The following is a 19,848-nucleotide window of genomic DNA, read 5'->3' on the forward strand; positions in this document are numbered from 1 at the left end:
ATAGGTGGGGGCATGAGCGACCTGGCCCCCATCACCCACCCGCTTCTGACCGCCGCCGGCATCGCCCACGGCTTTTTCACCCGCGCGGGCGGCGTCTCAACCGGCATCTATGAAGGGTTGAACGCTGGTGTCGGCTCCAAGGACGAACCGGCCGCCGTCGGCGAAAACCGCCGGCGCGTCGCGGCCCATTTCAATGCCGACGCCAATCACCTGAACGGCTGCTACCAGATCCATTCCGCCGTGGCGCGCGTGGCCGAAGGTCCCTGGCATGGCGACAGGCCAGAGGGCGACGCCGTCGTCTCGGCCGAGCCGGGCCTGTTGTGTTCAGTCCTGACCGCCGACTGCGCGCCGGTGCTGTTGGCCGATCCCGAGACCCGCATCGTCGCCGCCGTCCACGCCGGCTGGAAGGGCGCGCTGGGCGGGGTCATCCACTCCGCCGTTTCAGCCATGCAGGCCCTGGGCGCAGAGCCTCGGCGGGTGGTCGCCGTCGTCGGCCCCTGCATCGCGCCCGCCAGCTATGAGGTCGGCGTCGATTTCGAAGATCGCTTCACCCACCACGATCCTGGCAGCGACCGCTTCTTCCACCCCGGAGAGACCGACGATAAACGCCAGTTCGACCTGCCCGGCTTCGTCCTGTGGCGGTTGCAGCAGGCGGGGGTCGGCCAGGCCGTCTGGACCGGCCACGACACCTGCGCGGACACAGAGCGGTTCTATTCGAACCGCCGCGCCTTCCAGCACGGCGAGCCGGACTTCGGTCGATTGATTGCGGTGATCGGGGCTTAGCCCGCGCGCGCCAGCTCCGGCACGCGGGTCACTTCACGCCAGGCGTGCGGGGCGGCCAACAGGGCGCGGACCAGCTTGTTGTTCAGGGCGTGACCGGCCTTGTAGCCTTCGTAGCGACCCAGCAGCGGCGCGCCCAGCACATACAGGTCGCCGATGGCGTCCAGCGCCTTGTGACGGACGAACTCGCGTTCCATGCGCAGGCCGCCGGGATTCAAAATCTCGTCGCCGTCGATGACTACGGCGTTCTCCAGCGAGCCGCCCCGCGCCAGACCCGCCTTGCGCAACGCCTCGACCTCATGGGCGAAACCGAAGGTGCGGCAGGCCATGATCTCCTTGCGGAAGGTCGGTTCGTCCACGACGAAGTCGATCACTTGATTGCCGATCACGGCCGACGGGAAGTCGATCTCGAACCGCATCTCGTAGCGGTCGCACGGCATCAGGGCCGCATGCTTGTCGCCCTCGACGATATGGACCGTTTCCAGGATCTCGATGTAGCGCTGCGGCGTCGGCTGCGGTCGGAAACCGGCCCGGTCCAGCAGCTTCACGAACTCCAGCGCCGAACCGTCCAGGATCGGCAGCTCCGGTCCGTCGACCTCGATCACGGCGTTCGACACGCCCAGTGCGGCGAAAGCGGCCATCAGATGCTCGATCGTCGAAAGGCGAACGCCCGCGCCGTTCTCGATCATGGTGTTCAGGCGGGCGTCAACGACGGCCTCGCCCGACACCGGAATGCGGTTGTCGCGGTCGGTGATGTCGGTGCGCACGAAGACGATGCCCGTGCCAGATGGCGCAGGCCGAACCGCCAGCCGCACCCGGCGGCCGGTGTGCACCCCGACCCCGGCGATGATGGCCGGGGCGACGATGGTGCGTTCGTGATGGTCGCTTCTGACCGACAAACCTGAACTCGCTCTTTCCGTTGCGCGCCGCACGCCGTGCGGATTGCGCCCTGCGTTTCATCTAGCGGTCATGCCGCAAGCGCGAAATCAAAGTCCGGTTTCGGATTGTTTCGGTCTGAGACACATCCGAGAACGAGAAACGCCCCGGAGGCGGGCTCCGGGGCGTTTCATCGTCATTTGGGACGTTTAGTTGGCCAGACGGCGGAGAAAGGATGGGATTTCCAGGTCGTCATCGGCCTGTCCCGCCTCCGGTTCTGGATGTTGGACCGGCTGAGCCGAAGAGCGCGCCTGATGCGACGATTGCGGCGCATAGGACATATCGTGCTGAGGCTGGGTGCGCTTGCCGCGACCAAACAGGCTCCAGCCGCTGCGGCGGTGGTCACGGTCGTCGTAACCGTCGTCGGTTTGGGGCTGCTGGGCCGCAGGCGCGGCGCGCTCATAGAGATCGCCTTGCGGCGCGACGCGCGGTGCCGGCGCGCGGGTTTCATATTCCTCGACCCAAGGATCAACGATGGGGTCCAGAGCGCGCGGCTGCGGCTCGGCGACGCGGATCACCGGCTCGGGGCGCGGTTCCGGTTCGCGAGCGGCAGGGGCCTGAAAGGTCGGCACAACCGGCGCCGCCTCGATGCGGGGCTCAGGCGCGCGCGTGGCTTCTGCGCGGACCGGCTCGCGGTAGGCGTCGCGGGTCGGTTCCGGGGCGCGCGAGGCTTGCGTGCCGTACAGGCCGCCGGCCGAGCGGCGCGCATCATGGCTGGCCAGCGGCGCGCTGGCGGCCGGCGGGGCGATGGGTTCGATGCGACGCACCTCGCCCTCGTCCATTCCGGTCGCCACGACCGAGACGCGAATCTTGCCATCCAGGGCCGGGTCGAAGGCCGCGCCGAAGATGATGTTGGCGTCGCCGTCCACTTCCGCGCTGATGGCGTTGGCGGCTTCGTCGACTTCCAGCAGCGTCATGTCCAGACCGCCGGTGATGTTCACCAGCACGGCCTTGGCGCCCTTCAGACTGGTCTCGTCCAGCAGCGGGTTGGCGATGGCGTTCTGGGCCGCCAGCAGGGCGCGGTCGTCGCCCGTGGCCTCGCCCGTGCCCATCATCGCCTTGCCCATCTCGGACATGACGGCACGCACGTCGGCGAAGTCCAGGTTGATCAGGCCGGGCAGGATCATCAGGTCGGTGATCGAACGCACGCCCGAGTGCAGGACCTGATCGGCCATGCCGAAGGCGTCGGCGAAGGTCGTGCGCTCATTGGCGACGCGGAACAGGTTCTGGTTCGGAATGACGATCAGGGTGTCGACATAGCGTTGCAGCTCGGCGACGCCCGCGTCGGCCAGACGCATGCGGTGACGCCCTTCGAAGGTGAAGGGCTTGGTCACCACGCCGACGGTCAGGATGCCGCGATCACGCGCGCATTTGGCGATGACGGGGGCCGCGCCGGTGCCGGTGCCGCCGCCCATGCCGCAGGTGATGAAGACCATGTGCGCACCTTCGAGGTGCTGATGGATCTCGTCGGCGGACTCCTCGGCGGCGTTCATGCCGACTTCGGGGTGGGCGCCGGCGCCCAACCCTTGAGTGATGGTCTCGCCCAGCTGGATGCGGCGATCGGTCTTGGCGAAGCTGAGGTGCTGCGCGTCGGTGTTGGCCACGACGAACTCGACCCCTTCAAGGCCGGCGTCGATCATGTTGTTCACGGCGTTGCCGCCAGCGCCGCCGACGCCGAACACGACGATGCGGGGCTTCAGTTCAGTGTGTTGCGGCTTGACCAATGAGAGCGACATTTTCTGTTTCCGACCTGCTGACCCGCCCCTTCAAACCAACCGACCGCCCCGCCGAATCGCTTTGGTTATGAGCGCGTTAAGGATTGCGCCCATGAAGGTTAAGAGAAGGTTACGGCGATAATGTGAGTCGGACCGAAGAACACCCCAAACCGAAAGCGTTGCTGGAGTTTTCCTGTCGACAACAGAAAAGGGCGGCTCTTTCGAGCCGCCCTTCTCCGTCTGATTGAGTCGGAACTTACCAGGGACGGAAGTTAAGACCGACAAAATAGCGCGTACCATAGGGGTCGAAGTTGGAATACAGGGTGTAACCAAGCCACGGTGCCTGCTCCGCATCGAAAGCGTTCACGACGCCTGCACGAAGTGTCAGGTCGTCGCGGACCTTATAGCGGACAGTGAAGTCATGACGCGCAAAGTTGTCCGTATTTGTATATTGGTAAAGGCGGCTGTCCGCATTAGCGACAAACGTTCGCAGCTGCGAAATGTCTTGGGCTGTCTGCCAATCAACTGACCAATTTACGCTCAGGCGATCATTTGGCGAGTAGGTCAAAGACGAGGTGTAACGCACGCGTGGATAATATAGCGTCGAGTCAAGGCCCGTATAGTCGTTCGGGTTCTGAGCGTTGTTGAAGTTCTTCTGCTCGATCAACCAAGTGCCGCCAATGCTGTAATCCAACCGACCCCAGTTCCGACCAAACATCTCGTCCATGTCCAGTCGATAACGCGCATCGAAGTCCAGACCACGAGTGGTGCGCTTCGCATAGTTTAACGAGCTGGAAATGTACCCGCCGAGTTCCGACCCAGCGGCACCGCCGACACCAAATGGTACGTTCGGATTATTGCGGAAGATCGTGGCGCACGCAGCTTCGTTTAGCGTCGGACCGTTAACGCAATTCTGCGCAGCGACTTGTGGCGTAACTGTAGCAATCACGTCCTTGATCTCGATTTCATAATAATCAAGGACCAAGCTAAAGTTCGGTACGAAGCGCGGCTTCAACACCGTGGAGAACGTGAAGCTAGTCGATTCTTCCGGTTTCAGGTTCGGGTTTCCACCCTGAACACCTTCGATCGATCCCGTTCCGTAAGCCGGGCCAAAATCGTCAGTCGTGATCGGGGTCGCACCGGCGAAGTCGAAGGTCAGACCTTGAAGAGCCGCTAGTGCCGAGCAGTTTTTGATCCGGTTATCTCGATACTGGACGTTAGCCGCCGCGTTGATGCTCGCAGTCGTGCAGGGATCATCAGAGCCGAAGAAAGAGAAGGTCGCACTATTGGCGCCAAAGTTTTCCTTCAGGTTAGGAACGCGCAACGAGGTGTTGTACGACGTCTTGAAGGCAATATCCCGAATGGGACGGTAGACGAAGTTGACACCATACACGTCACCAGTGCCGGTCGTTGTGTAGTCAAAGTAGCGGTACGAGCCGCTCAGCTCGGCATACTCGCCCAGGAACGAGTCCCGGAACAGGGGAACAGAAAGCTCGGTAAACACTTCGTCGCTCTTGTATTCAACAGGCGAGCGGTCAGCCCCAGAATTCAAGAACAGAAGGCGATCACCAACTTCACGATCGCGGCCCGTCGCTTCGTACAGTTCGCGGCGATGTTCATAGCCCAATGCAAGGCCTAGCGGACCTGCACCCCAGAAATCCCAGAGTTGGCCGGACACCGTGGCAAGCGCCTGCTCCTGTTCGTTACGCTCAGTCACACCGACCTGGGCGTACACATAGTCAAGCGCTTCGGCGCTTTGGTTGCCTGCGCCAAAGATATTCAGCGGCTTGCACTGGTCAATGGCGGCTTTGCCCGCCGCACTGTTGCGCAAATCTCCACCGCGAACAGCATCGTTGATCACGGCGGCGTTCGTGGCTTGAAGATTCTGAACCCGGCAGACGATCTGGCCCGCCGCATTTCGGATGGCATCGGAGGCGAACGCCATCCGTTCAACATCAACCCCGGTTTCACGGTTTACGACTTCGACCTGTCCGTAAGTGTAGCCGATGTCCCACGCCACATTTTTGACGAAACCAATCTGGTCATGATTGCCGTCGAACGAGATAACACCGCGCCACAAGTCACGGGTGTTTGTTTGGTCTCGATCAGGCCCGCGCAGCGCCGATCGCGCATAAGGCGCTGCCGCAGTACCGATCAGTTGCCCGTCTTGGGTCGCGGTCGGCTGGCTATAAATGTTGATGCGGTTTGCGAGGATCGCCGCCTTCAAGTTGTCCGGAATATACGCGTTATCGCTCAAACGAATATCGTAGGCGCTGCCGCTTCTGATCGTAGAAACGCTGCCGGCACCGTTACGATCAGAAATAAATATATCGAAGAAGGTCGGCTGACCTTCATCGTATGTCTCTTCGGTCACGTATTTGACTTCGGCGTGCGCGTTAATATTAGAGGTAACTTTGAAATTGCCGCCGATTTGATAACGTTGCGCTTCCGATTGCGGGACCTGCGAATACTGACCGTACTCTGACGCCAGCTCGCCATCACCACCGATGTTCAGAACGCGCTGCAGACCGGTGCCAACCCTTGTACCAAAGTTTGCCAAGCGGGCAGTACCGCCATCAAACACGTACGAGTAGCCAGGATTCAGAGCGGTACAGTTCGTGTTCGTATAGTTTGCAGTTGCGGGGTTCCCGCCAACGGTTCCGCAGGAGTTGAACGGGATATTAGGGTTGTTCAGCGCCGACGCCGGCTGGTTGTTGGCGAGGTTCACAATACCCCACCGAAGACGTTGCATCGTCTTCAAATTGCTGAACAGCGTCGTATCGGTGATACCATCATAAGGTGCAGCAACCGGATCGGCGTCTGTCGACACTAAGGTTGTCGAGCGCGCCAGCCAGTCGATTTGGTTGGTGCGGACTTCGTCTAGCTTCTCGTACTCACCGAACGCATAGACATTCAGCCGATCGTCAAAGAAATTCTTACCGATCAGCGCGGAGACCCGCTGGTTCGCCTGACCATCTTGATTCTTCTGGCCATAGTTCGCGTCGACTTCGAGACCCTCAAAATCTGTACGCATAACGAAGTTGAGCACGCCGGAAACAGCGTCAGCACCGTAGACTGACGAGGCGCCCCCAGTGACGATTTCGATGTTCTGGATAAGCAGGCGCGGAATTGTATCAACATCCACTGCCAAATTGCCACCGTCTGAGCCGACGTGACGACGACCGTCAACCAGCGTCAGTGTTCGACCGGATCCTAGCGAGCGGAGGTTGGCGAACGAAAGCCCGCCGTCTCCCAGACCGCTTCCGGTCGTATCGGAAGGTACAACCGAGTTCGAAAGTGCAGGAATCGTCGCCAGATAGTCGATCATCGTGTTCTGACCAGAGGTCAGCAGAGTCTCGCGAGTGACTTGGATCAGCGGCGTCGGAGCAGTCGTGGGATCGCGACGGATACGCGAACCGGTGACGACGATTTCGTCAACCTGAGTAGCGTCTGCGGCTTCAGCAGCGGTTTGCTGCGCCTGGGCCCAAGCGGGGGCCGACACGGCGAGGATGCCCGCCAGAACCGTCGTCCCGAACAAATAATTACGCTTCAGTTTCATAATCAGTCACCCCACTAGAATCGATTTGCGAACAGCCGAGCCGCAAAAGCCCATGGCTTCTCGTAAACCGTCTAGCGAAATATGGCTGACAGGCAACCAATGTGACCCAAATCGGGCCAGCACGCGTCGATAATGTTACAATCATGACACAGTTCAGCTATCAGGGATTGGTTAGTTGCTGCCGCTGTAATGACGCCTGAGTGGATGGCGCTCGGCCCCTTTGACTGCGACTAAACGATGTCAGAGATTGTCGCGGAGCCATCCCGCCACGCGCCCCACCACATTCCCGCGGTGAATGCGCGGCGCATCCGCAGCCGTGATTTGCCGCGCCATCAGCTTCCGCGCCGAGACCGCTTCACGCGGGCCGTAGGCGGCGCGGAGGAGGACGCCGGCCGTGGCGCAGAAAGCGGGGCCGGAGGCGGCGTCGGCCAAATGTGGCGCCCGTTGGGGTTTTCCGAGGCGGACAGGACGGTCGAAGACGCGCACCGCCAGTTCGCGCACGCCGTTTAGCTGACTGGCCCCGCCGGTCAGAACGAGTCCCGCGCCGGGCTCCAGGCCGACGCCGGCATTTTTCAGCCGATCACGGAGCAGTTCGAGGGTTTCCTCGACGCGAGGCGCGATGACGGTCTTCAGCATGGCGCGCGGGACGATGACGGGGCCGGCCGAGGCGTCCTCGCCGCGCGGCGGGGCCTCCAGCATTTCGCGGTCTTCGTTGGCGCTGGCCATGGCCGAGCCGTGCAAGGTCTTGAGCCGTTCGGCGCCGGCCTTAGACGTCGACAGGCCGCGGGCGATATCGGAGGTGACATGGTCGCCGCCGACGTTCAGGCTTTCGATATGCAGCAGGGACCGGCCGCCCCACACGGCGGCGCTGGTCGAGCCGCCGCCCATGTCGATGCAGACGGCGCCCAGATCCATCTCGTCTTCTTCCAGCGCGGCCAGAGACGAGACGACCGGTGCGGCGGCGACGCCTTGCAGATCCAAGTGCGCCAGCTCCAAGCAGTGGCTGAGGGTCGTGAAGACGTTCTCGGCCATCGAGACGACCAACAGATCCAGCCCCAGCGAGCCGCCCCGCATCGAGCGCGGATCATGCACGCCACGCGCGCCGTCGACCGACCAGGCAATGGGCAGGACGTGGATCGGGCGACGGTTGGGCAGGCGAATCTGGGCCAGGGCCATGCCGATGGCGCGCGCCAGATCGGCATCGCCGACCGGATTGGCGCCTAGCGAGACCCGGGCCTGAACCCGGTGGCTGGCCATCTGGCCGATGGCGGTCGTGACGACGACGCCGGACACCGGGCTCTGGGCGGCGCGCTCGGCGCGTTCGACGGCGTGGCCGATGGCCTGGGCCGCCTCATCCATATTGATGATGGCCCCGCCCCTGACGCCCTTGGACTGGACGTGGCTGGCGCCTGCGACGCGGATGGTGCGGTCGGCGTGACGGACGCCGTCCGGCTTCATGATGAAGCACGAGACCTTGGATTGCCCGATGTCCAACGCAGCGACCACGGGCGCACGTCCGGCGCGAGGATCCATGCCCCGACCGTGATCATTCGCCGCGCCGCGTTGCTTGGTCATGTCTCTACGGTCCTTAGGCGTCGCCGGCGGGTCGCACGGCGACCTCGTCGGGGGTTCTGAGATCGACGCGGGCGAAGCCCAGGTCGAGCAGGCGTTCGCGCTGGTCCAGCGCATCGAGGCGGATCAAAGCCGCCTCCTGTTCGGTGGCGGGAAGCTGGATCAGGCTGCCGTCTTTGAGACGCAGGTCCCAGCGGCGCTCATCCACGCGCACCAAGGCGTCCACCATCCCCATCAGTCGCGGGCGCTGGGCCAGCAGAGGCAGGATTTCGCCCGCCGCCACGTCGGCGCCCTTGCCCACAACCAGCGGCAGCGTCGGATAGCGACGCGCGTCGGCGCCGTCGATGACCTGGCCCCGGTTGTCGATCACCTTGATCTGACCGGCTTCCTGCCAGACGGCGAGGCGGTCGTGTTCCTTGACCTCGACGATCAGGGTGTCGGGCAACAGGCGCACCACGCGCGCCTCCTTGACCCACCCCACGCCCTGAACCCGCGTGCGGATGGCGTCCAGATCCAGGCTGGTGATCGGCTGACCGGAATACAGGCCCAGCGCGCGCTGGATCGCCGGCTCGGCCTCCGGCGAGGCGCCGGTGATGTGCACCCGCTTCAGCGTCAGGCCCATGCCGGCCGTCACACTGTCCAGGCCATGAGAAACCGAGGCGCCGATCCGCTCGGCGCGAGCGCCCGTGGCCAGAACCCCGACCAGCAGCAGCGCGCCGGCGCCCAAGGCGATCACGGCGGTGCGGGGCGAAATATCGACACGGCCGATGGCGGCCATCTTGCCGGGAACGGCGGACGCGTTCTGGGCCCCGCCGCGCGACCGTCCTCCGCCCTTGGAAGCCGCACCGCGTTGTGGAGCCTGATTAGAACCCTGTCGCCGGCCGCCGCGAACTACCGCGGGCATGAGGCGTCCTCCACCATCCACCGAACCAGATCGTCATAGCTCATCCCGGTATGGGCGGCCTGCTCGGGCGCGAGCGAAGTCGGGGTCATGCCGGGCTGAGTATTGACCTCCAACAGGACCAGATCGTCCTTAACATCATCATAACGGAAGTCGGATCGCGACACGCCGCGGCAGCCCATGGCGACGTGCGCCGCCTCGGCCTGACGCAGCGCCTTTTCGAACACATGCGGCGGCAGGACGGCCGGCAGGACGTGCACCGATCCGCCCGGCGCATATTTGGCCTCGTAGTCATAGAAGCCCTTGGTCGGAGTGATGTCCGTGACGGTCAGGGCGCGCGGCCCCGTCGCCTCGCCCAGCACGGTGACGCACAGTTCCTTGCCGGCGATATAGGGCTCGACGACGACCTGCTCACCGTAAGCCCACCCCGGCTCGCCCACTTCGGAAACCGGACGGTTGGCGCCCTCGCGCACCAGGAAGACGCCAACGGACGAGCCCTCGGCATTGGGCTTGACCACATAGGGCGGGTCGATGACGTGGCGGCTGGCGACCTCGTGACGATCGTAAAGACCGCCGCCCGGCACCTTGATGCCGGCCGCCCGCAGCACGGCCTTGGACTTGTCCTTGTCCATCGCCAGGGCCGAGGCCAGCACGCCGGAATGAGTGTAGGGAATCCGCAAGGTCTCCAGCACGCCCTGGACGCAGCCGTCCTCGCCCCAGGCGCCGTGCAGACAGTTCAGGACCACGTCCGGCTTGATCAGACCCGAAAGCACATTGGCCAGATCCCGCCCGGCGTCCACGCGACTGACGCGCACGCCCTGCCGCTCCAGCGCGCGCGCGCACTGCTCGCCTGACGAGAGGGACACCTCCCGCTCTGCGGAAAGGCCGCCCATCAGGACGGCGACATGAAGATCTTTGAAAGCGCGGGCCATGACGCCTTGGATTGGGGCCTACATGTTTAACAGGCCGTCAACCATTCGCGTCCGGCGGCTATTTTTGCGCGGGATTTTTCATCCCGCTCGGCCGATCCGCTTGATTTCCCACTCCAGCTGAACGCCGGTCTTGGCCAGCACATCAGCGCGAACCGCCTCGCCCAGGCCTTCAATATCGGCCGCAGTCGCTTCCCCGGGATTGATCATGAAGTTGGAGTGCAGTTCGCTGAACTTAGCCCCTCCCCCATTTTCGGCGTGCAGCTTGCCGCGCCAGCCGGCCTCATCCACCAGCTTCCACGACGAATGGCCCTCGGGGTTCTTGAACGTCGAACCGCCCGTCTTCTCGCGGATCGGCTGGGTCGTCTCGCGACGACTGGTGATCTCGGAGATCCGGGCCGCCACCGCCTCGGGTTCGTCGACAGTGCCGCGATAGGTCGCCTCGATCCAGATGATGTCGGCCGGCGCCCGGGAATGGCGATAGGTGTAACCGAAATCGGCCAGAGCGTAATCGACACGCTCGCCCGCCCGCGTCAGGCCCCAGGCCGACACCAGCATGTCCTTGGTCTCGGAGCCGTAGCAACCGGCGTTCATGGTCAGGGCGCCGCCGATCGTGCCCGGAATGCCGGCGTAGAATTCCAGCCCGGCGATTCCCGCCTTGGCGCTGGCCTTGGCGACCATCGAGTCCAGCGCGCCCGCGCCGGCCGTGACCGTGTCGCCGTCCGTCGTGATCTGCGCCCACGGGCGTCCCGCCAGGCGGATCACCACCCCCTCGACCCCGCCGTCACGGACGATGACGTTCGATCCGACGCCCAGGACCGTCACCGGCACGGCCAGGTCCAAGGCCTTCAGGAATTCCGCGAGATCCTCGGCGTCCGCCGGAATGAATAGGGCCTCGGCCGCCCCACCGACCCGGAACCAGGTATAGGGCGCCAGCGGCTCGTTCCGCAGCAGCTTGCCGCGCACGTCGGGCAAAACGATCACGCCAGAGCCTCCAGTTGCGCCGGCAGGCCATAGGCCCAGCTGGTGATGTCGCCGGCGCCCAGCAGCACGACGACGTCGCCGGATTTAGCCTCATCCTTGATCAGGCGCGGCAGGACCGCGGCGTTCTCCAAGGCCTGGACGTGACGGTGGCCGTAGCGGCGCACCCCGTTGGCCAGGGCGTGCTTGTCCACCCCCTCGATCGGCTGTTCCCCGGCGGGATAGACATCGGCGACGATCACGCTGTCGGCGTCCGAGAAGCAGGTCGAGAACTCGTCCATCAGGTCGCGCAGGCGCGTGTAGCGGTGCGGCTGGACCACGGCGATGACCCGACCCTCCGTCACCTGACGCGCGGCCTTCAGCACGGCGGCGATCTCGACCGGGTGGTGGCCGTAGTCGTCGACGATGCGGACGCCGCCCACGACGCCCGTCGTGGTGAAGCGGCGCTTGACTCCGCCGAAGCCGGCCAGGCCGGAGCGGATCGCGTCGTCCGACACATCCAGCTCGCGCGCCACAGCGATGGCGGCCAAGGCGTTCGACACATTGTGCCAGCCAGCCATCGGCAGATGGACGCCCGAGATCAAATGGGTTTCGCCATTCTGGATGACCACGTCGAAGCGGCAGCCGTCCGGCCCCATCTCGACATTGTCGGCCCGCACCATGGCCTGCGGATTGACGCCGTAGGTCACCAGACGCCGGTTATCGATGGCCGCGACCAGCTTCTGCACCTCCGGATGGTCCAGGCAGACAGCGGCGAAGCCGTAGAAGGGGATGTTCTCGACGAAATCGACGAACGCTTTCCGCACCCCGTCGAAGTCGCCGTAGTGGTCTAGATGTTCGGGATCGATATTGGTGACGATGGCCACCGTCGACTTCAGGCGCAGGAAGCTGCCGTCCGACTCGTCCGCCTCCACCACGATCCAGTCACCGTCGCCGACCTTGGCGTTGGTGCCATAGGCGTTGATGATGCCGCCGTTGACCACCGTCGGATCTAGGCCCGCCGCATCAAGAAGGGCCGCCACCATCGAGGTCGTGGTCGTCTTGCCGTGCGTGCCGCCCACAGCGATCGAGAACTGCAGCCGCATCAGCTCGGCCAGCATTTCGGCTCGGCGCACCAGCGGGATGCGGCGCTCGCGGGCGGCCTTCATCTCGGGATTGTCGGCCTTGACCGCCGTCGAATAGACCACGGCCGAGACGCCCTCGCCCACATGAGCGGCGTCGTGGCCGATGAAGATCTTGGCGCCGAGCTGTTCCAGCCGCTCGGTATTGGCGCTGGCCTTGGCGTCAGAGCCCTGCACCGAATAGCCGATCTTCAGCATGATCTCGGCGATGCCGCTCATGCCGATGCCGCCGATACCGACGAAATGAACGGGACCGAGGTCGAACGGAACGGGGCGAAGGCGTGCGATCATTTTCGCCTCATAAACGCCGCCTCGCCTCCTGCGAAGGGCGCGCCGCATACGGAGCGAACTTTTCTAGGGACGATCGGGCATGCCTGTGCGCGAACTCGCACAGAACTATTGCGCCTCCATCGAGTTGTCTTCGGGAACGCGCGCGGCTCCCGCTTGCGCCGCTGCTCTAAAGGACTCCCAAGATGGCCAAGAACGCAAAGCCGGCCGGCGCGCCAACAATCGGCAACGCCGGAGAGGTGCACCAGACCGCCTCGACGCCTGAGACCCGCCTGACCACCAATCACGGCACGCCGATCAGCGACAATCAGAACTCGCTCAAGGCCGGCTCGCGCGGCTCGACCCTGCTGGAAGACTTCATCCTTCGCGAGAAGATCCAGCATTTTGACCACGAGCGTATCCCTGAGCGGATCGTCCATGCCCGCGGCTCGGCCGCCCACGGCTTCTTCGAACTGACCGACAGTCTGTCGGACTTCACCACGGCCAAGATCCTGACCGAGGTCGGCAAGAAGACCGAGCTGTTCACCCGCTTCTCGACCGTCGCCGGCGGCGCGGGCTCGGTCGATACGCCGCGCGACGTCCGCGGCTTTGCGGTCAAATTCTACACGACCGAAGGCAACTGGGATCTGGTAGGCAACAACATCCCCGTCTTCTTCATCCAGGACGCGATCAAGTTCCCGGACCTGATCCATTCGGTGAAGATGGAGGCCGACAAGGGCTATCCCCAGGCGGCCAGCGCCCACGACACCTTCTGGGACTTCATCGGCCTGATGCCTGAGAGTATGCATATGGTCATGTGGGCCATGTCGGATCGCGGCATTCCGCGCAGCCTGCGCATGATGGAAGGCTTCGGCGTCAACACCTTCCGGCTGATCAACGCCGAAGGCGAGGCGACCCTGGTCAAGTTCCACTGGCGGCCCAAGCTAGGCACGCAATCCACCTGCTGGGACGAGGCGGTCAAGATAGCCGGCGCCGACCCGGACTATCACCGTCGCGACCTGTATGAGGCCATCGATCAGGGCGACTTCCCCGAATGGGAGTTCGGCGTGCAACTTTTCACTCAGGAACAGGCCGACGCCCTGCCCTTCGACATTCTGGACGCCACCAAGCTGGTGCCGGAGGAAGACTATCCGATCCGCGTGATCGGCCGCATGGTCCTGGACCGCAATCCCCACAACTTCTTCGCCGAGACCGAACAGGTCGCCTTCCTGCCGACCAACATCGTGCCGGGCATCGACTTCTCGGAGGATCCGCTGCTGCAGGGCCGCTTGTTCTCCTATCAGGATACCCAGCTGTCGCGCCTGGGCACGGTCAACTTCCACCAGATCCCGATCAACCAGGCCAAGGGCTGCCCCTTCCAGAACTTCCAGCGCGACGGTCATATGCAGATGGCTGTGCCCAAGGGCCGCGCCAACTACGAACCCAACAGCCTGTCCGAGGCTGGCGAAGACGGCGGCCCGCGTGAAGATCCCAAGGGCGGCTTCCGCACCGCGCCGATCCCGGTCGAGGGCGAAAAGGTCCGGCTGCGCGCCGAAAGTTTCGCCGATCACTACAGCCAGGCACGGCTGTTCTTCCGCTCCCAGACCGAGATCGAACAGGCCCATTTGGCCAGCGCCATCGTATTCGAACTGTCCAAGGTGTCGCTCGCTCACGTTCGCGAGCGCGTTCTGGCCAATCTGCAGAACGTCGATGAGACCTTGGCCCAGCGGGTCGCCGACGGCCTGAACCTGCCCCTGCCCAAGGCGTCGGCCCCCGGTGTGGCGCCCATCGATCTGGACGCCTCGCCCGCCTTACGCATCGTCGGCAAATATCCCGACACCCTGAAGGGCCGGAAGGTCGCCATCCTGGTCGCCGACGGTTCGGATGGCGCTGTCGTCGATGCGGTCAAGGCGGCGGTTGAAGGCGACGGCGGCTCGGTCTTCATCGTTGCGCCCAAGATCGGCGGCGCCAAGCTGAAGGACGGCAAGACGCTCGCGGCCGACGGTCAACTGGCCGGCAGCCCGTCGGTCCTGTTCGATGCCGTGGCGATCGTTCTGTCCGAGGACGGCTGCGCCCAAATGCTGAAAGAAGGCGCCGCGGTCGATTTCGCCAAGGACGCCTTCGGCCACCTCAAGGCCATAGGCCACACGCCTGAGGCCCAGCCCCTGCTCGACAAGGCAGGCGTCGAGCCGGACGCTGGCGTGATCGACCTGTCCAAGAACGCCGAAAACTTTCTCGCCCCCGCCCGCACCCGCCAATGGGATCGCGAACCCAAGGTGCGGATTTTGGCCTGACCGCGGTAAACTTGATCAGAATGAAAAAAGGCCGGGCGATGCGTCGCCCGGCCCTCTTCTTTCAGCATCGCGACGCGATCAACTGTCGGCCTGCCAGCCCCCGGCCAGGGCGCGGAACAGGGCGATCTGATAGGTCGTGACCAAGGCGTCGGACTGGGCCAGGGCCGCGTCGGCTGCAGCTTGGGTGCGTTCGGCGTCCAGCACCAGCAGGAAGCTGTCGGCGCCGGCGTTGAAGCGCAGGCGCGACAGGTCGGCGGCGCGGGCCGCCTGGTCCCTGGCTTCGGTCAGGGCCGCACGGCGGTCCAGTTCGTTGGCGTAGTTGCTGAGCGCCGTCTCGGCTTCCTGAAGCGCCGTCAGCACGGTCTGGTCGAAGGTCGCGAGCGCCGCATCCGAACGGGCGCCGGCGGCCTTGATCTGGGCGCGGGCGGCGAAGACGTTGGGGAAGGACCAGCTGATCAGCGGACCAAAGCTGAAGCGGAAGTTCTGGTCGTTGCCCAGTTCACCCGAGTCCAGCGCGGTGGAGCCGAACGATCCGCCCAGGCTGATCTGCGGAAACAGGTTTGCGGTCGCCACGTTCACGCGCGCGGCGGCGGCGGCCAGTTCGGCCTCGGCCTGGCGCACATCGGGACGGCGGGCCAGAAGCGCCGCACCATCGCCGACCGGGATGGGCTGGCTGAGCTGGGGCGGACGCACGCAGGCGGCGGCGGCCTGGCTGGCCTCGGCCGGGGTACGGCCGGTCAGGGTAGCCAGGCGGAATAGAGCCTCGTTACGGGCCGCGCGCAGGGTCGGCAGGGTCGCCGCCGTCTGGGCCAGGGCCGCGCGGGCGCTGGCCACGTCCAGCCCTGTGCCCGCCCCGCCGTCGAGCAGCGTCTGGGTCAGGTTGGCGGTGTTGCGTTGCAGCTCCAGCGTCCGTTCGGCCACCGCGATCTGCGCATTGGCCGAACAGGTGTCGGCGTAGGCGCGGGTCGTCTCGGCCGCGACCGTCACCTGGACCGTGGCCAGGGCGGCCTCGGCGGCGCGGGCGTCGGCGCGGGCGGCGCGGATGGTGGATTCCACCCGTCCGAACAGGTCGACCTCATAGGCCGCCTGTATGCCGACATCATAGGTGTCGATCTCGGGCGCATCCTGCCCGGCGGGCAGGCCCTGGACCGTGGCGGCCGAGGCGCGGCTGCGCTGGGCCTGGGCGCTGGTCGTCGTGGTCGGGAAACGCCCGACGCGGGCCTCCGACAGCGACGCTCGGACTGCGCGCAGATTGGCGAAGGCGGCCTCGAGCTGGTTGTTCTCGGCGAAGGCCTGCTGGATCAGGGCGTCCAGCGTGGGGTCCTCGTACAGCCGCCACCAGTCGTCGCGCGCCGCAGCGGTCGAGACGGTGGGGCTGGCCGAGCCGACAAAGGCGCCCGTACCGGCGACGGGCAGGTCGGCGACCGGCGCCTTGGGTCCGACCGCGCAGGCGGCCAGCAGGGCGCTGGAGGCTGCGGCGGTCAGGAAGCTGAGGGTCTTGTTGCGGGTCATCAGATGTCCCCTCCCCGGCCGGTCGCGGGCGCAGGCGCGTTCGGATCGGTCCGGTCGCTGGTTTCGTCATAACGCACGGGCCGGTCCGAAGGACGGTCAGGCGTCGGGGTCGGTTTCTTGCCTTGCGGCAGTTTCGAGGACAGCCAGCGGCTGACCACATAGAAGACCGGGGTGAAGATCAGGCCGAAGAAGGTCACGCCCAGCATGCCCGAGAAGACGGACGTGCCCAGCGACTGACGCATCTCCGCGCCCGGCCCCGAGGCCAGCATCAGCGGCACGACGCCGAGGATGAAGGCGAAGGAGGTCATCAGGATCGGACGCAGACGGGTCTTGGCGGCGGCGACCGCAGCCTCGAACCGGTTCATGCCTTGCTCTTCTTCGGCCTGTTTGGCGAACTCGACGATCAGGATGGCGTTCTTGGCCGCCAAGGCGATCAGAACGACCAGCCCGATCTGGACCAGGATGTTGTTGTCCAGGCCGCGCAGGTTGACCCCGATGATGGCCGCCAGCAGACACATCGGCACGATCAGAATGACCGCCAGCGGAAGCGTGAACGCTTCATACTGAGCCGCCAACACCAGGAAGACGAACACCACCGCCATCAGGAAAATGACCGTCGCGCCGGAACCCGCCGCCTTCTGCTGGTAGGCCAGACCCGTCCACTCGTAGGAGAAGCCCTGCGGCAGGGTCTGGGCGGCCATGGTTTCCATGACCTGCAGCGCCTCTCCGGAGGAGACCCCTGCCGCGGCGTTGCCCTGAAGCTCGGCCGCGGGGAACAGGTTGTAGCGTACGATCCGCGCCGGACCAGAATCGTTGACCAGATTGGCCACCGATCCGATCGGCACCATGGCGCCGGTGGACGACTTGGTCTTCAGATTGGCGATGTCGGCGATGTCGTCGCGCGCCGTCGGCTCCGCCTGCGCCGTCACCCGGAAGGTGCGGCCCAACATGTTGAAGTCGTTGACGTAGGACGAGCCCAGATAGACGCCCAGGGTGTCGAACACAGAGCTGGGTTGGACACCCAGCATGAGCGCCTTGTCGCGGTCGACGTCGGCGGTGATGCGCGGCGAGGCCGTGTTGTAGGTCGAAAAGACCTGGCTGACCTCGGTCGGCTTCTGGGCGGCGGCGCCCATCATGGCGAAGGTCGCGCCTTCCAGCGGACGATAACCGGCGCCTTCGCGGTCCTGGATCATCATCGAGAAACCGTTGCCGGTGCCCAGACCCTGGACCGCCGGCGGGGCGATGACGAAGATCTGCGCGTCCTCTATCTGTCCGGTGGCCTGGGTGATGGCGCCGGCCAGGGCCGTGGCGGCCTGTTCCTTGGAGCGTTCCTCGAAGCCGTTCAGGCGCACGAAGATGGTGGCGGCGTTCGAGCCGAACGAGAAGCTGGAACCATCGAGACCCGCGAAGGCCACGGTGCCGTTCACCCCGGAAGTGCCCTGGATGATCTTGGTGGCGCGTTCCATCACCGCCTGGGTGCGGTCCAGAGATGCACCGGCCGGCAGTTGGATGACGCCGATCAGGAAGCCCTGATCCTGTTCAGGGATAAAGCCCGAGGGGGTATCCACCAGACGCCAGGCGGTCAGGCCCAGAAGACCGGCATAGATGATCAGCACCAGACCGACCGTGCGCACCAGACGCGCGGTCAGGCGCCCGTAGCGATCCGACAGCCAGTCGAAGCCCTCGTTGAACTTCCGCCCGGCCCAGCCGCCGTAATAGACGACCGTTCCCAGGACGCCCGGCTTGCGAGCGTGCTCGTGATCCTTCTTGTGCGGCTTCAGCAGCAAGGCGGCCATGGCCGGCGACAGGGTCAGGGACACGAACAGCGAGATGACCGAGGCCGAGGCGATGACGACCGCGAACTGGCGATAGAAGATGCCGGGGATGCCGGGCACGAACATCGTCGGCACGAACACCGACACCAGCACCAGGCCGATGGCGATCAGGGCGCCGGACACCTCCTGCATCGATCGATAGGCGGCCTCCTTGGGACTGAGGCCCTCGCTGATCGCCCGCTCCACGTTCTCGACCACGACGATGGCGTCATCGACGACGATGCCGACCGCCAGGACCAGGGCGAACAGGGACAGGGAGTTGATCGAATAGCCCAGCGCCAGCTGCACCGCGAAGGTGCCGACCAGGGCGACGGGAATGGCGACGATGGGGATGATGGCCGCGCGCCAGGTCTGCAGGAAGACCATGACCACGATGATGACCAGGATGACGGCTTCGACCAGGGTGTGCTGAACCGACTCCACCGAAGCGGCGACGAATTCAGTCGGGTTGTAGGGCACGTCCACCTTCATGCCGGCGGGCACTTCGGACTTCAGGGCCTCGACCTCTTTCAATACGCGGTCGGCGGTGCCCAGGGCGTTGGCGCCCGGCTGTTGAACAATGGCGATGCCGACGCCGCGCTGGCCGTCGAAGAAGCCGCGGATGCCGTAATCCTGGGCGCCCAGTTCGATCCGCGCCACGTCGCGCAGATAGGTGACACGGCCTTGGGCGTCCGTCTTCAGAACGACGTTGGCGAACTCATTGGGATCGCTGAGACGGCCCTGGACCTGGACCGGCAGCTGGAAGGCGGCCGCGCTGTTGGGGAACGGCGGCTGGCCGATGGAGCCGGCGGCGGCCTGGACGTTCTGGGCGCGCAGGGCGGAAACGATCTCGGGGCCCGTCAGACCGCGCTCGGCCGCCTTGGCCGGGTCAATCCAGACGCGCATCGAATAGTTTCCGCCGCCGAACACCTGAACCGCGCCCACGCCCTCGATCCGCAGCAGACGGTCCCTCAGCGTGGAGTTGGCGTAGTTGCCGACATAGTCGTTATCCAGGGTCCCATCGGGCGAGGTCAGGCCAAGGATCATCAGGAAGCCGCTCTCGGCCTTGTTGACCACGACGCCCGTCTGGCGAACCGCCTCGGGAAGGCGGGGTTCGGCCAAGGCCACCCGGTTCTGGACCAGCACCTGAGCGGAATCCAGGTCCGTGCCGGGCTGGAAGGTCACGGTGATGGCCACCGCCCCGTCCGCTGTGGACGAGGAGGAGATGTAGAGCATGTTCTCGACGCCGTTCACCTCCTGCTCGATGGGAGCGGCGACGGTTTCGGCCAGGGTCTCGGCCGAGGCGCCGGGATAGGCGGCGTTGATGGTGATCGTCGGCGGCGCGATCTCCGGATACTGCGACAGCGGCAGCAGCGGATAGGCGGCGATGCCGATGATGGAGATCACCACCGCGATCACGGCCGCGAAAATCGGCCGATCGATGAAGAAGCGGGAGATGTTCATGGC

Annotated in this window: 12 protein-coding genes; 2 read left to right on the forward strand and 10 right to left on the reverse strand. The window is 65.0% G+C overall.

What is annotated here, in order from left to right; genetic code table 11:
• Nucleotides 1-12 precede the first annotated feature (12 nt).
• Nucleotides 13-783 carry a peptidoglycan editing factor PgeF gene (pgeF, locus tag BLR19_RS06100; RefSeq protein WP_091748339.1) on the forward strand — a complete coding sequence of 257 codons (771 nt, stop codon included), beginning with the start codon at nucleotides 13-15 and terminating at the stop codon, nucleotides 781-783.
• Here pgeF and lpxC read toward each other — a convergent pair.
• The 8 genes from lpxC to murC form a co-directional block, all read right to left on the reverse strand.
• Entirely contained in the window at nucleotides 780-1,679 is a 900-nt protein-coding gene (lpxC, locus tag BLR19_RS06105) for a UDP-3-O-acyl-N-acetylglucosamine deacetylase (RefSeq protein WP_091748341.1), read from the reverse strand. The genes pgeF and lpxC overlap by 4 nt on opposite strands.
• A 186-nt stretch (nucleotides 1,680-1,865) precedes the next feature.
• Complete coding sequence (gene ftsZ / locus BLR19_RS06110) at nucleotides 1,866-3,452, reverse strand: cell division protein FtsZ (protein ID WP_091748344.1); 1,587 nt, start codon at nucleotides 3,450-3,452, stop codon at nucleotides 1,866-1,868.
• 235 nt (nucleotides 3,453-3,687) lie between these two features.
• A complete protein-coding gene (locus BLR19_RS06115) occupies nucleotides 3,688-6,990 on the reverse strand; it encodes a TonB-dependent receptor domain-containing protein (protein WP_091748347.1) in 3,303 nt (1,100 codons plus the stop codon).
• Nucleotides 6,991-7,230: 240 nt separating this feature from the next.
• A complete protein-coding gene (gene ftsA / locus BLR19_RS06120) occupies nucleotides 7,231-8,523 on the reverse strand; it encodes a cell division protein FtsA (RefSeq protein ID WP_039247066.1) in 1,293 nt (430 codons plus the stop codon).
• Between the two features lie 55 nt (nucleotides 8,524-8,578).
• Nucleotides 8,579-9,466 (reverse strand): cell division protein FtsQ/DivIB, encoded by an 888-nt coding sequence (locus BLR19_RS06125; protein WP_218119323.1) that lies wholly within the window; start codon nucleotides 9,464-9,466, stop codon nucleotides 8,579-8,581.
• A complete protein-coding gene (locus BLR19_RS06130) occupies nucleotides 9,454-10,395 on the reverse strand; it encodes a D-alanine--D-alanine ligase (RefSeq protein WP_091748355.1) in 942 nt (313 codons plus the stop codon). The genes BLR19_RS06125 and BLR19_RS06130 overlap by 13 nt, the downstream gene beginning before the upstream one ends.
• Before the next feature lie 78 nt (nucleotides 10,396-10,473).
• Nucleotides 10,474-11,376 (reverse strand): UDP-N-acetylmuramate dehydrogenase, encoded by a 903-nt coding sequence (gene murB, locus BLR19_RS06135; protein WP_091748358.1) that lies wholly within the window; start codon nucleotides 11,374-11,376, stop codon nucleotides 10,474-10,476.
• A complete protein-coding gene (gene murC, locus BLR19_RS06140) occupies nucleotides 11,373-12,785 on the reverse strand; it encodes a UDP-N-acetylmuramate--L-alanine ligase (protein ID WP_091748360.1) in 1,413 nt (470 codons plus the stop codon). Before murC ends, murB begins: the two co-directional genes overlap by 4 nt.
• A gap of 182 nt (nucleotides 12,786-12,967) precedes the next feature.
• Between murC and BLR19_RS06145 the strand changes: the two genes are divergently transcribed.
• A complete protein-coding gene (locus BLR19_RS06145) occupies nucleotides 12,968-15,055 on the forward strand; it encodes a catalase (RefSeq protein WP_091748363.1) in 2,088 nt (695 codons plus the stop codon).
• A gap of 78 nt (nucleotides 15,056-15,133) precedes the next feature.
• Here BLR19_RS06145 and BLR19_RS06150 read toward each other — a convergent pair whose 3' ends face one another.
• Together BLR19_RS06150 and BLR19_RS06155 are read right to left on the reverse strand one after the other, a co-directional pair.
• A complete protein-coding gene (locus BLR19_RS06150) occupies nucleotides 15,134-16,567 on the reverse strand; it encodes an efflux transporter outer membrane subunit (RefSeq protein WP_091748366.1) in 1,434 nt (477 codons plus the stop codon).
• On the reverse strand, nucleotides 16,567-19,845 hold the full coding sequence (locus BLR19_RS06155) for an efflux RND transporter permease subunit (protein ID WP_091748369.1): 3,279 nt from the start codon (nucleotides 19,843-19,845) through the stop codon (nucleotides 16,567-16,569). Before BLR19_RS06155 ends, BLR19_RS06150 begins: the two co-directional genes overlap by 1 nt.
• Nucleotides 19,846-19,848: the final 3 nt, after the last annotated feature.

The organism is Brevundimonas sp. 374 (assembly GCF_900102995.1).
Lineage (GTDB): Bacteria > Pseudomonadota > Alphaproteobacteria > Caulobacterales > Caulobacteraceae > Brevundimonas > Brevundimonas vesicularis_C.